Source organism: Patulibacter defluvii, from assembly GCF_034096925.1.
Lineage (GTDB): Bacteria > Actinomycetota > Thermoleophilia > Solirubrobacterales > Solirubrobacteraceae > Patulibacter > Patulibacter defluvii.
This window is the reverse complement of the sequence record NZ_JAWZSQ010000028.1, coordinates 1-12,426: the sequence shown is the minus strand read 5'-3', so window position 1 is coordinate 12,426 and position 12,426 is coordinate 1. Positions and strand designations below refer to the sequence as shown.

Below are 12,426 nucleotides of genomic sequence, written 5' to 3'. Positions count from 1 at the left end.
CCGGAGATCCCCGTGCCGCACGACCGACCGCCCCGCTCGCCGCTCACCCGCCTGGAGGCCTGGCCCTCGTCCCGCCGCGGCTTCCTCTCGGGAGCGCTGGCCGGGGCGGCGGCGCTCGGCCTGAGCGCCTGCGGGGGCGACGACGGCGGGTCTCGCGGGGACGGCGCCGGCGGCGACGGGGCGGCCGGCGGGGCGCGCTTCCCGGTCACCGTCCGCCACCAGCACGGCAGCACGACGATCGAGCGGGCGCCGCGGCGGGTCGTCTCCTACGGCTTCACCGACCACGACACGATGCTGGCGCTGGGGGTCGTGCCGGTGCTGGTCCAGCAGTGGATCCCGGAGTGGAAGCGCGGCGTCGGGCCGTGGGCGCTGCCGGCGCTCGGCGACGCCCGTCCGGTGCTGGTGGCCAACCCGCAGGTCGAGTTCGAGAAGATCGCCGCCGCCCGCCCCGACCTGATCGTGGCGGTCAACTTCGACCTGAAGCGGAGCGACTACGAGAAGCTCTCGAAGCTGGCGCCGACCGTCGCCCCGCTGGCCGGCTACCCGGCCTACAACGCGCCCTGGGACGAGATGGCGCTGCTGGTCGGCGGCGCCCTCGGCCGCCGCCCGCAGACCCAGCGGCTGGTCGACCGGGCCCGCGGCGAGCTGGCCGCGACCGCCCGCCGGCACCCGAAGTTCGCCGGCGCCACCGCGGCCACGATCACCTACTACGAGGGCAAGTTCGTGATCTACGCCGACGACGACAGCCGCGGGCGCTTCATGAAGGCGCTCGGCTTCGAGCAGCCGCCGGCGATCCGGCGGCTGTTCGGCAACGAGTTCGCGGTCGACCTCAGCGAGGAGCGGCTGGAGCTGCTGGCCGACCTCGACGTGCTGCTGGCGCTGGCCGACGGCGTCGAGGCCCAGCGCGGGATGCGGTCGTCGCGGATCTTCCAGCGGCTCGACGTCGTCCGCCGCGGCCGCACGGTGATGGTCGACGACCTCGACCAGGGGATGGCGATCTCCGCCTCCTCGGTGACGGCGATCCCCTTCGCCCTCGACGCGCTGGTGCCGGGGATCGCGCGGGCGGTCGCGGCCTGAGCCGGACGGGCGAGGCGGCGAAGCCCGACCGGGAAGGTCGGGGTTCGGGCGCCCTTCCTGTTAGGGTGCCCGAGCGGTGAGCAGCGCCGCCGTCACCAGCCCCGACGCGCCGTCGGTCCGCCCGACGAACGACCCCCAGGCCGGTCCTCCGGTGCGGGTCCGGTCGTCGACGGGCCGCGCCACCGGCCTGGCGATCGCCCTCGCCCTGCTGGCGCTGGTCGCGCTGCTCAGCATCGCGGTCGGCGCCAAGTCGATCCCGCTCGACCGGGTCTGGGACCTGGTCTGGCGTCCCGACGGCAGCGACGACGCGCTGGTGATCCACGACCTGCGGGTGCCGCGGACGCTGCTCGGCCTGCTGGTCGGGGCGGCGCTCGGCGCGGCCGGGGCGCTGATGCAGGGCCTGACCCGCAACCCGCTCGCCGACCCCGGCGTGCTCGGCGTCAACGCCGGTGCGGCGACCGCGGTCGTGATCGCGATCGCGCTGCTCGACAGCACCAACCTGATGACCTACGTCTGGTTCGCGTTCCTCGGCGCGGCGCTCGCCTCGGTGCTCGTCTACGCGCTCGGCGCCACCGGCCGCAGCGGCGCGACCCCGGTCCGGCTGGCGCTCGCCGGCACCGCCGTGACCTTCGCCCTGATGTCGGTCGTCTACGGCGTGACGATCCTCAACCCGCGCGTCTTCGACCAGTACCGCCACTGGCAGGTCGGCGAGCTGGCCGGCCACGAGGCCTCGTTGACCGGGGCGATCGCGCCCTTCATCGGCGCCGGCCTGGTGCTGGCGCTGCTGCTCGGCCGGCCGCTCAACGCGCTCGCGCTCGGCGACGAGGCCGGCCGCGCGGTCGGCGCCCGGATCGGCCGCACCCGGCTGCTCGGCGCGGTCGGGATCACGCTGCTCTGCGGCGGCGCGACCGCGGCCGCCGGGCCGATCGCCTTCGTCGGCCTGACCGTGCCGCACGTGGCGCGGGCGATCGTCGGGCCCGACCAGCGCTGGGTGATGCCCTACTCGATGGTGCTGGCGCCGATCCTGCTGCTCGGCGCCGACGTGCTCGGCCGGATCGTCAACCGGCCCGGCGAGCTCGAGGTCGGGATCGTGACCGCCGTGATCGGCGCCCCGGTCTTCATCGCGATCGTCCGCCGCGCGCGGATCGCCCAGCTGTGAGCACCGCCGAGGCCCCGATCCCCGGTCCGCCGGCCGGCCTCGGCCGGATCGTGCGGGTGCCGCTGGTCGGCGCCTCGCTGCGGGTCGCGCCGCGGACCGTCGCCGTCTGCGCCGCGCTGGCGGTGATCGCGCTGGTCGCGTTGGTGCTGTCGATCGGCACCGGCGAGTACCCGATCGCGCCCGGGCGGGTGGTCGAGACGCTGCTCGGCGGCGGCGACCAGGGCACCCAGTTCGTGATCGAGACGCTGCGGCTGCCGCGGGCGCTGACCGCGCTGCTGGTCGGCGCGGCGCTCGGGGCCGGCGGGGCGATCCTCCAGAGCATCTCCCGCAACCCGCTCGGCAGCCCCGACATCGTCGGCTTCACCCAGGGCGCGTCGGCCGGGGCGGTGCTCCAGATCGTCGTCCTCGGCGGCGGCGCGGCGGCGACCGCGACCGCCTCGATCATCGGCGGGCTGGCGGCGGCGATCGTCGTCTACGCGCTCTCCTACCGCGGCGGCGTCGCCGGCTACCGGCTGGTGCTGGTCGGGATCGGGATGGCGGCGCTGATGGCCGCGATCACCGACTACCTGATCACCCGCGCCCGGCTCGAGGACGCGCAGGCGGCCTGGGTCTGGATCACCGGCAGCCTCAACGGCCGCGGCTGGGAGCACGTGCGGCCGGTGGCGCTGGCGCTGGTGGTGCTGCTGCCGCTGGTGGTCGTGCTCGCCCGCGACCTGCGGATGATGGAGATGGGCGACGACGCGGCGAAGGCGCTGGGGGTCAAGGTCGAGCGCTCGCGGCTGCTGCTGGTGCTGGTGGCGGTCGGGCTGACGGCGGTCGCCACCGCCTCGGCCGGCCCGGTGATCTTCGTCGGCCTGGCGGCGCCCCAGATCGGCCGCCGGCTGACCCGCGCGACCGGACCGGGCGTCGGCACCGCCGCGCTGACCGGCGCCGTGCTGCTGCTGCTCGCCGACCTCGGCGGCCAGCGGATCTTCCCCAGCCACCAGCTGCCGGTCGGGGTGATGACCGGCGTGCTCGGCGGGGCCTACCTGATCTGGCTGTTGTCCAACGAGTGGCGGAGCAGGCGCGCATGAGCGACCACGACCACGTTCCCGGGCCGCGGCTGCGCGGCGAGGGGCTGACCCTGGCCTACGACGCGCGGACGGTGTCGGACGGGCTCGACGTGACGATCCCCGACGGCTCGTTCACGGTCATCGTGGGGCCGAACGCCTGCGGCAAGTCGACGCTGCTGCGGGCGCTGGCGCGGATGCTGAAGCCGCGCGCGGGCAGCGTCGTGCTCGACGGCCAGCAGATCACCTCGCTGCCGTCGAAGGAGGTCGCGCGGCGGCTGGGGCTGCTGCCGCAGACGCCGATCGCCCCCGACGCGATCACCGTCGCCGACCTCGTCGCCCGCGGTCGCTACCCGCACCAGGGGATCCTGCGCCAGTGGTCGCGCGAGGACGAGCGGGCGGTCGACACGGCGCTGCGCGCGACCGGCGTCCGCGAGCTGGCCGGGCGGGCCGTCGACGAGCTCTCGGGCGGCCAGCGGCAGCGGGTCTGGCTGGCGATGGCGCTGGCCCAGGAGACGCCGATCCTGCTGCTCGACGAGCCGACGACCTACCTCGACATCGCCCACCAGGTCGACGTGCTCGACCTCTGCGCCACGCTCCACGAGCAGCAGGGCGCGACGATGGTCGCGGTCCTCCACGACCTCAACCACGCCTGCCGCTACGCGACCCACCTGATCGCGATGCGCGAGGGCGAGATCGTGGCCGAGGGCGACCCGTCGGCGATCGTCGACGCCGAGCTGGTCGAGCGGGTCTTCGGCCTCCGCTGCCGGGTGATCCCGGATCCCGAGACCGGCACTCCGCTGGTCGTCCCCGCCGCCCGCCGCCGGGCGGGGGAGCGGACGACGGCGCCGCAGGCGGTCGCCGCGGGGGCCTAGAGCCCCGGCGGGTGGCGGGCGACGAAGCCCGCGGTGCTGCGCGACTCGTTCGTCCAGCGGGTGCCGCCCCCGCGCAGCGCGCTGGTGTCGAAGCGGCGGCCGTCGACGATCATGAAGGCGTGGCCGGCGTTGGCGTAGACGGTGATCCGCTTGCCCGGACCCGGCTCGCCCCAGCTCATGAAGCCAGTCGAGTCGAGCGGCGAGGAGAGCAGGCCCGCGGCCGCCAGCGCGTAGCTGATCGAGCCCGAGCAGTCGTAGCCGCCCGAGGCGCCGCCGTGGCCGCCGCCCCAGACGTAGGGGGTCGAGGCGATCTCGTTGGCGGCCGAGATCACGCGCGCGACGGCGCCGCCGCCGGCCGCCGAGGGGGCGCTGGAGCCGGACGAGCGCGGGGCGGCGCTGGTCGCGGTCGTCGCCTCGCGGGCGGCCGCGGCGGCCGCGGCCTGGCGCCGCTCGACGCGGGCGATCCGCGCCCGCACCGCCCGCAGGCGGCTGGCGGTGCCGTTGCGCTGACGCAGCTGGTCGGCCTGGCGGCGCAGCAGCGCGTTGCGGAGCACGTCGGCCTGGTCGCGGTCGGCCTCGGCGTCGGCGGCCAGCTTGCGGAAGCGGACGCGGGTGACCTCGAGGTCGGCGGCCTGGTGGCGGACGGCGGTTCGCGCGTCGCGGGTGCGGTCGAGGATCAGGCCGTTCTGGCGGCTGATCCGCTTGTAGAACTCGATCCGCTCCAGCAGGTCGGCGAAGCCCTTCGAGGTCAGGACCACGCTGACGATGTCGGGGCGGCCGTTCTCGTAGGCGGTGACCAGGTTCTCGGAGAGGACGGCGGTCGCGCGGTCGGCGCGGCGCTCGAGCGTCGTCAGCCGGATCCGGGCCCGGACCAGCCGGTCCTGGGTCTCGGTCAGCTGGCTGCGGCGCTGGTTCACCCGCTGGTCGAGCGCGGCCAGCCGCTGCTCGGCCTGGGCGAGGCCGGCGTTGGTGGCGGCGATCCGGCGGCTCTCGGCGGCCACCTTCGCCCGCAGGCTGGCGGCGGTCGCGCGGTCGCTGGCGGGATCGGCGCGGCCCGGGGTCGGCGCCCCGGCGGCGACCGTCAGCGCCGAGGCGCTGATGGCGGACACGGCGAGGACGCGCAGGGAGGGACGACGGCGAGCGAGCGGCGGCATGCAGTGGCGTTTCGGGTTCGGCGCGCGGACGGCGCGCTCCGTCGCGGGCGGCAGCGGCGACGGACCCGGCGGACGGCGAACGACCGCAGGACGCGTGCGACGCTAGCAACGGGGGGTCGTCCGGCTCTAGCGCGAACCGGCGCTGCAACGGATCTTGCGACCCGCGATCATTCGCGCGCGATGGCCGACGAGACCCCTGTCCCGATCACCTCCATCGGCACCCCGGGCACGGCGAGCGCCGTCCGGCTGGTGCTGCTGGGCAGCGGCGAGCTGGGCCGCGAGGTCGCGCTCGAGGCGGTCCGCCTGGGCTGCGAGGTGGTCGCCGTCGACCGCTACGACGACGCGCCCGCGATGGCGCTGGCCCACCGCCGCCACGTGGTGACGATGACCGACCCGGCGGCGCTGCGGGCGGTGCTGGAGGAGGAGCGCGCGCGGCCCTGCGCGGCGCTGCTGGCGGTGCCGGAGATCGAGGCGATCGCCACCGGGGTGCTCCAGGAGCTGGAGGCCGAGGGGCTGCGGGTGGTCCCGACCGCGCGGGCGGCGCGGCTGACGATGGACCGCGAGGGCATCCGGCGGCTGGCGGCCGAGGAGCTGGGGCTGCCGACCTCGCCCTACCGCTTCTGCGACTCGGCCGAGGAGCTGGAGGCGGCGGTCGCCGCGCTCGGCACCCCCTGCGTGGTCAAGCCGGTGATGTCGTCGAGCGGCAAGGGCCAGTCGGTGGTCCACGAGCCGGGTGGTGCGGCCGCGGCCTGGACCTACGCCCAGGAGTCGGGCCGGGTCGGGGCCTCGCGGGTGATCTGCGAGGGCTTCGTCGCGTTCGACTACGAGATCACGCTGCTGACCGTCCGCCACGCCGGGGGGACGTCGTTCTGCGCCCCGATCGGCCACACCCAGGAGGGCGGCGACTACCGCGAGTCGTGGCAGCCGCAGCCGATGGGCGCGGCTGCCGCGGCCCGCGCCGAGGAGGTCGCGCGGACGGTCGTCGACGGCCTCGGCGGCTGGGGGATCTTCGGCGTCGAGCTGTTCGTGCGCGGCGACGAGGTGCTGTTCAGCGAGGTCTCGCCGCGGCCCCACGACACCGGGATGGTGACGCTGGCCTCGCAGACCCTGAGCGAGTTCGCGCTCCACGTGCGGGCGATCCTCGGGCTGCCGGTGCCGACCGACGGCGAGGGGCGGGTGCCGCTGCGGGGGCCGGCGGCGAGCGCGGTGGTGCTGGGGCCGGAGGCGCTCGGCGACCACGACGCGCCGGTCTACGCGGGCGTCGGCGAGGCGCTGGCCGTCGACCCGGCGGTCGAGCTGCGGCTGTTCGGCAAGCCGGACACGCGACCGGGCCGGCGGCTGGGCGTGGCGCTGGCGGTGGCCGACGACGTCGACCAGGCGCGCGAGCGGGCGACGGCCGCCGCCGCGCGGGTGCGCGTCGGCGGCTGAGCCGGGCGGGTCAGTCCCGCTTCGAGCAGGCGGCGTCGCAGAACGGCTGGTTGCCGCTGTGGCCGCAGCCGCAGAGCGTGGCCCGGACGTCGTCGAGCACGCTGCCGTCGGCCAGCTCGATCGCCAGCTCGCCGCGGAGGACGATCGTGTGGCCGTGACGGCGGACGCTGGTCGGCCGCTCCGGCGCTTCGACCGTCCCGTCGGCGCGCTCCAGGTGGAGGGCGCCGCTGGGGCAGCGGGCGATCACCTCGGCGAGCGCGTCGACCTCCGCGTTCCCGGGCTGGATCCAGGGCCGCTTGGCGGTGTCGAAGACGGCGGGCAGGCCCTTGACGCAGCGGGCGGCGTGCAGGCAGCGGGCGGGGTCGAAGGTGACGGTGGCGGCGTCGTCGTCGCGGACGTAGCGCTTGGCGGTCATTCGAACGCCTTCCGGATCCGCTCGTCCAGGTGCGGGACGTACTCCGGGTGCTTGTGCACGTAGCGGGCGATGAAGGGACAGATCGGCACGATCTGGAGGCCCCGCTCGCGGGCGTCGTCGAGGGCGCCCTTGGCCAGCGCGCTGCCGATCCCCTGGCCCTCGAACTTCGGATCGACCTCGGTGTGGGTGAAGACGATCCGGTCGCCGCGGACCAGCTGGTACTCGGCGAACCCGGCGAGTCCGTCGTCGGTGCGGGCCTCGTAGCGGTGCTCGTCGGGGTTGTCTCGGACGTCGGTGGCCATGCTGCTCCTTCGCTGCCGGCGGTGAGGGGTCGAGGGCGCCGGTCGAGCCATGCTCCCACAGCGTTCGCGGGCCCCGTTCGGCGTCGGGAAATCAGGCCCTTGCAGCTGAGGCGGCGCCTCAGGCCGACGCGGCGGCGACCGCGTCGGCCGGGGCGGCCGGCCGGTCCCCCGTCGCGCCGGGGCGGGCGGGGCCGTCGTCGACGTACGAGGGCGGGAAGGCGCCCAGGTAGCGGGCCCAGGCGCGGCGGTTGACCGGGCCGAGCGAGCAGGCGCTGATCGCCGAGGTGACGGAGCGGCGGCGGGGGATCAGCCAGCCGGTCAGGCGCTGGAAGCGCAGCAGCCAGGTGTAGGCCGGCTCCTTCTCGGCCGAGAGCGCGGCGTAGCGGCGGAGGGCCTGCTCGCGGGTCTGCTGGCCCTCGACGACCAGCCGCAGCTCGCGCCCGAGGGCGAGGCCGAAGTAGAGCGCCGGCCGGATCCCCTCGGCGGAGAGCGGCAGGCAGTGGCCGGCGCTGTCGCCGGCGAAGAAGAGACCGTCGCCGGTCGCCGGGCGGAGCTTGTGGGGGATCCAGTTGCCCTGGAAGCGGACCGGATCCCAGTCGAGGTCGGACGCCAGCCGCAGCGTCGGGTCCTTGACGTGGTACTTGGGGTCGAACGAGCCGACGCCGACACGGACCTCGTGGTCGGCGGGGAAGACCCACGAGTAGCCGGCCGGCACGTAGGTCGGGTCGAGGAACAGCTCCAGCTCGCCGGACGAGCCCGGGGGATGGACCTCGAGCCCGCGCGACAGGTAGGCCTCGGGCGGCTGGATGTTCTCCTCGCGCGCGGGCGCGAGCACTCGCCGCCAGCCGAGCGCGTCGACGACCAGTGGGGCGCGGATCTCGCCGCGGTCGGTGCGGATCCGGATCACGTCCTCGCCGGCCAGCGAGGGCCCGCCGGCGCCGGCGCCGACCAGCTGCCCGTCGGGGCCGACGCGGCCTTCGACCTTCGCGGTCTCGAACAGGAAGTCGCCCTGCTCGGCCAGCAGCCGGCAGAGCAGCCGGTAGTCGAAGGTGCAGAACGGCTGCGGCAGCGTCCACGCGAACCGCTTCAGCCGGGTCCGCAGCACGATCTCCGGGAAGACCTGCCGGACCGACTCGCCCAGGCCCAGCGCCTCGACCCACGGCAGCGGCGCGGCGCAGGCCGACGTCGCCCGCTCGCCGATCTCGTAGCGGTCGATCACCACCACCCGCAGCGGCGACCCGTCCGGCTTCGTCGTCCCCGCCAGCTCGCGGGCGACCGAGAGGCCGGCGAAGCTGGCCCCGCAGATCAGGACGTCGCAGTCGAGGTCGATGGGCGTGCGCTCGTCACCGCGCTTGGTGGCTCGAACCGGCATCTGAACGCCCGATCGTAGCGCCCGTCCCCCGTCGCCGGCCGGCGGTGGGGCGACGCTGCGGCGGCCCGCGACGGCCCCGTGCCGATCCTGCTCCAACCTCGTGCCGGATGCGGGCGAGGGCCGTTCGCCGCGCCATCGTCGCCGTCGGGCGCGGCGCGCGGCCAATCGCGATCTCGCGGCCTCCGCCGCCCGCCAGTCCGCGCGACGACGTCCCCACGACGTCGCTTCGCGAACTCACGACGAACGGAGCGACGAGATGACGAACCGACCGGACCGGACGATCGCCGACCTGGCCACCCGCCAGCGCGGCGTCGTCACGCGCCGCCAGCTGCTGGCGGTCGGGATCACGCGCGAGATGGTCCAGCGGCGGCTCGAGCAGGGCCGCCTGCACCGCTTCCCGGACGGGCTCCGCGGCGCCTACCTCGTCGGCCACCGGCGACCGCTGCCGCTCGCGCGCGAGCAGGCGGCGCTGCTCGTCTGCCGGGCCGACGAGGCGCTGCTCTCGCACCGCACCGCGCTCCAGCTCTGGGGCCTCGGCGAGGACCCGGGCGCGGTCGACGTGACGGTCGTCGGCGGCGGCCCGCCGCGCCGTGCACCGGCGATCGTCGGCCACGCGGCGGCGACGCTTCCCCCGGCCGACCGACGGCGGGTCGCGGGGCTGCCGGTCGTCGCGCCCGCGCGCACGATCCGCGACCTCGCGGCCGGCCTGACGCCGTCGCAGCTCGGCGCGCTGCTCGACCGCGCCCGGGCCGGCGGCGTCGTGCGCGACCGCGAGCTCGCCGAGCAGCTGCGGCGGTCGGCGGGCCGGCGCGGCGCCGAGGCCCTGCGGCGGGCGCTGGCGGACGCGGCTGGGCCGGGCTTCTCGCGCTCCGAGGCCGAGCGGCGGGCGGCGGCGCTGATAGCCCGGGTCCCCGACCTGCCCCGGCCGCGGCGCAACGCCCGCCTGCTCGGGGTCGAGGTCGACCTGCTGTGGGCGGAGCAGCGGGTGGTGGTCGAGGTCGACGGCTTCGCGTTCCACGGCGGCCGCCGCGCGTTCGAGCGCGACCGCGCCCGCGACGCCACGCTGACCGCCCACGGCTACCGCGTCGTCCGGGTCACCTGGCGGCAGCTGCGGGACGAGTCCGAGGCGTTCCTGGTGCGGCTCGCGCTGCTGCTGCGGACCGCGGTCTGACGATCGCGGTCTCGGGGCGGGCGCCGGGCGCGAGCACGCGATCGGACGTCGCCGGGACGGCCGATCGCCGACTCGCGGCGGCGGCGGTGCGAGACGGCGATCGAGCGTCGCCCGCGCCGACCGCAGGCGCCCCGCATCGGGTGGCGCCATCGCGCTACCCTTGGCCGTCCATATGTCCACCACCGAGACCCCCGCGACGGTGGTAGAGGGCTCTGACGGCCTTCTGCTGAACGTCGACGGGCAGATTGTTCCCAACTACGACGCCACCTTCCCGCCGTTCGGCGAAGGTGACGTGATCACCGGCCAGGTCGTTCGCATCGACCCGGACGAAGTGTGGGTCGACGTCGGATACAAGTCCGAAGGCGTCATCCCGCAGCAGGAGCTGTCGATCCGCCGCAACGCGGATCCGAACGACGAGGTCGAGCTCGGCGAGGAGGTCGAGGTCCTCGTCCTCATCAAGGAGGACGACGAGGGTCGCCTCAAGGTCTCCCGCAAGCAGGCCCGCTACGAGCGCGCCTGGAAGCGGATCGAGGCCGCTCAGGAGACCGGCGAGCCGGTCGAGGGCACCGTGATCGAGGTCGTCAAGGGCGGCCTGATCATCGACCTCGGCGTCCGGGGCTTCCTGCCCGCGTCGCTCGTCGACATCCGCCGGGTCCCGAACCTCGACGAGTACCTGCACACGATCATCGAGTGCAAGGTCATCGAGCTCAACCGGCAGCGCAACAACGTCGTCCTCAGCCGCCGTGCGGTGCTGGAGGAGGAGCGCAAGGAGCAGCGCCAGGCGATCCTGGACGTCCTGCAGCCCGGCGTCATCGTCGAGGGCCAGATCTCGAACATCGTCGACTTCGGCGCGTTCGTGGACCTCAACGGCATCGACGGCCTGATCCACATCAGCGAGCTGTCCTGGACCCACGTCAACCACCCGACCGAGGTCGTCTCGATCGGCGACACGGTCCAGGTCAAGGTCCTCGACATCGACCGCGACCGGCAGCGGATCTCCCTCGGTCTCAAGCAGACCCAGGAGGACCCGTGGCAGCGGGTCGTCGACACCTACAACGTCGGCGACGAGCTGGAGGGCACCGTCACGAAGGTGGTCACCTTCGGCGCCTTCGTCGAGATCATGGAGGGCGTCGAGGGCCTGGTCCACATCTCCGAGCTCGCGGCGCACCACGTCGAGAGCCCGCGTGAGGTCGTGCACCCGGGTGACGACGTCAAGGTCAAGATCCTCGAGATCGACGACGACCGCCGCCGGCTGTCGCTCTCGGTCAAGCGGGTCGAGGGTCAGATCCTGCCCCGTCGCGAGGTCACCGCGGACGAGGGCGACGAGCTGGCCCACACCTCGGGCGGCTCGGACGCCGACCTGGGCCTGAGCGAGGACGTCTTCGCCGACGCCCCCGCCGACGAGGCCCCGGCCGCCGAGGCGACCGAGGGCGACGAGGCTCCGGCCGCCGAGGAGGAGGCTCCGGCCGCCGACGAGGCGCCGGCCGAGGAGGCCCCCGAGGCCGAGGCCGCCGAGGCCGGGGCGACCGAGGAGCCGGCCGCCGAGGGCGAGGCGGGCGAGGAGGCCTGAACCTCGCGGCCACCCGGCCGCTCCGCAGGAACCGTCACACGGCCCGCCATCCGGCGGGCCGTGGTCGTTCCGCGGCGCTTGTCGACGGCGCCCACCGCTACCGTCCCGAGACGATGCACGCTGCCCTCGGAGCCCGGCCGTGACCGGCACCGTCCCCTTCGTCGGCCTGACCGGCGGCCTGGCGGCCGGCAAGTCGACCGCGCTGGCCGCGCTCGAACGGCTGGGCGCCCGCACCCTCTCGACCGACGAGGTCGTCCACGAGCTCTACGCCGGCGACGAGCTGCGCGACCTGGTCGTGGCCCGCTGGGGCAGCGCGGTCGCGCCTGGCGGGGTCGTCGACCGGGCCGCGGTGGCCCGCTTCGCCTTCGCCGATCCGGCCGAGCGGCAGTGGCTGGAGTCGCAGGTTTGGCCGCGCGTCGGCGCCGCCGTGATCGCCTTCCGCCAGGACGCCGAGGCCGCCGATCCGCGGCCGGCGGCGGCGGTGGTCGAGACGCCGCTGCTGTTCGAGGCGGGCATGCAGGACGCCTACGACGCCACGATCGCCGTGATCGCTCCCGAGGCGGTCCGCCGCGCGCGGGCCGAGGAGCGGGGTCACCACGGGGTCGACGAACGCAATTCCCGCCACCTCTCGCAGGAGGAGAAGTCGGCCCGGGCGACGTACACGGTGGTGAACGACGGCTCGGTCGAGGACCTGGAGCGTCGTCTCGCCGCCGTCCTGGAAGAGCTGCACCCGTGAGCACCGACCCCCGCCTGTCCTCGTACCGCGCCAGCCCGGCGCCGCGCCGCCCGCGGCCGGCCGGCTCGCGTCCCGCCGCCCGTCCGGCGGCCCCCCGCGGCGGCAACCGCCCGCGGCC

Annotated in this window: 12 protein-coding genes; 8 read left to right on the top strand and 4 right to left on the bottom strand. The window is 75.5% G+C overall.

Features of this window, described 5'->3' with window-relative positions; all coding sequences use genetic code 11:
• Positions 1 to 12 precede the first annotated feature (12 nt).
• The 4 genes from SH587_RS21485 to SH587_RS21470 all read left to right on the top strand — a co-directional run bounded on the left by SH587_RS21485 (position 13) and on the right by SH587_RS21470 (position 4,160).
• A complete protein-coding gene (locus SH587_RS21485) occupies positions 13 to 1,077 on the top strand; it encodes an ABC transporter substrate-binding protein (RefSeq protein ID WP_320672706.1) in 1,065 nt (354 codons plus the stop codon).
• A 76-nt stretch (positions 1,078 to 1,153) separates the two neighbouring features.
• Entirely contained in the window at positions 1,154 to 2,236 is a 1,083-nt protein-coding gene (locus SH587_RS21480) for a FecCD family ABC transporter permease (RefSeq protein ID WP_320672705.1), read from the top strand.
• Positions 2,233 to 3,309, top strand: a complete 1,077-nt coding sequence (locus SH587_RS21475; protein WP_320672704.1) for a FecCD family ABC transporter permease — start codon at positions 2,233 to 2,235, stop codon at positions 3,307 to 3,309. Before SH587_RS21480 ends, SH587_RS21475 begins: the two co-directional genes overlap by 4 nt.
• Positions 3,306 to 4,160, top strand: coding sequence for an ABC transporter ATP-binding protein (locus SH587_RS21470; protein ID WP_320672703.1), 855 nt, complete (start codon positions 3,306 to 3,308; stop codon positions 4,158 to 4,160). Before SH587_RS21475 ends, SH587_RS21470 begins: the two co-directional genes overlap by 4 nt.
• Here SH587_RS21470 and SH587_RS21465 read toward each other — a convergent pair.
• On the bottom strand, positions 4,157 to 5,269 hold the full coding sequence (locus SH587_RS21465; RefSeq protein ID WP_320672702.1) for a coiled-coil domain-containing protein: 1,113 nt from the start codon (positions 5,267 to 5,269) through the stop codon (positions 4,157 to 4,159). The two genes, SH587_RS21470 and SH587_RS21465, sit on opposite strands and share 4 nt — an antisense overlap.
• Positions 5,270 to 5,518: 249 nt before the next feature.
• On the opposite strand from SH587_RS21465, the gene purT reads away from it, so the two are divergent.
• Positions 5,519 to 6,742, top strand: a complete 1,224-nt coding sequence (purT, locus tag SH587_RS21460; protein ID WP_375341798.1) for a formate-dependent phosphoribosylglycinamide formyltransferase — start codon at positions 5,519 to 5,521, stop codon at positions 6,740 to 6,742.
• Positions 6,743 to 6,752: 10 nt separating this feature from the next.
• Here the strand turns inward: purT and SH587_RS21455 are convergent, their stop codons facing one another.
• The 3 genes from SH587_RS21455 to SH587_RS21445 form a co-directional block, all read right to left on the bottom strand.
• Positions 6,753 to 7,157, bottom strand: coding sequence for a (4Fe-4S)-binding protein (locus tag SH587_RS21455; protein WP_320672700.1), 405 nt, complete (start codon positions 7,155 to 7,157; stop codon positions 6,753 to 6,755).
• The gene (locus tag SH587_RS21450) at positions 7,154 to 7,510 is read right to left on the bottom strand and encodes a GNAT family N-acetyltransferase (RefSeq protein ID WP_375341797.1); all 357 of its coding nucleotides are present in this window, start codon (positions 7,508 to 7,510) and stop codon (positions 7,154 to 7,156) included. The genes SH587_RS21455 and SH587_RS21450 overlap by 4 nt, the downstream gene beginning before the upstream one ends.
• A gap of 67 nt (positions 7,511 to 7,577) precedes the next feature.
• The gene (locus tag SH587_RS21445) at positions 7,578 to 8,831 is read right to left on the bottom strand and encodes an NAD(P)/FAD-dependent oxidoreductase (RefSeq protein ID WP_320672698.1); all 1,254 of its coding nucleotides are present in this window, start codon (positions 8,829 to 8,831) and stop codon (positions 7,578 to 7,580) included.
• A 256-nt stretch (positions 8,832 to 9,087) separates the two neighbouring features.
• On the opposite strand from SH587_RS21445, the gene SH587_RS21440 reads away from it, so the two are divergent.
• From SH587_RS21440 to coaE, 3 genes are all read left to right on the top strand, one after another.
• The gene (locus tag SH587_RS21440; RefSeq protein WP_320672697.1) at positions 9,088 to 10,002 is read left to right on the top strand and encodes a DUF559 domain-containing protein; all 915 of its coding nucleotides are present in this window, start codon (positions 9,088 to 9,090) and stop codon (positions 10,000 to 10,002) included.
• Between the two features lie 172 nt (positions 10,003 to 10,174).
• Positions 10,175 to 11,572, top strand: a complete 1,398-nt coding sequence (rpsA, locus tag SH587_RS21435; protein WP_320672696.1) for a 30S ribosomal protein S1 — start codon at positions 10,175 to 10,177, stop codon at positions 11,570 to 11,572.
• Between the two features lie 139 nt (positions 11,573 to 11,711).
• Positions 11,712 to 12,308 (top strand): dephospho-CoA kinase, encoded by a 597-nt coding sequence (coaE, locus tag SH587_RS21430; protein WP_320672695.1) that lies wholly within the window; start codon positions 11,712 to 11,714, stop codon positions 12,306 to 12,308.
• Positions 12,309 to 12,426 lie beyond the last annotated feature (118 nt).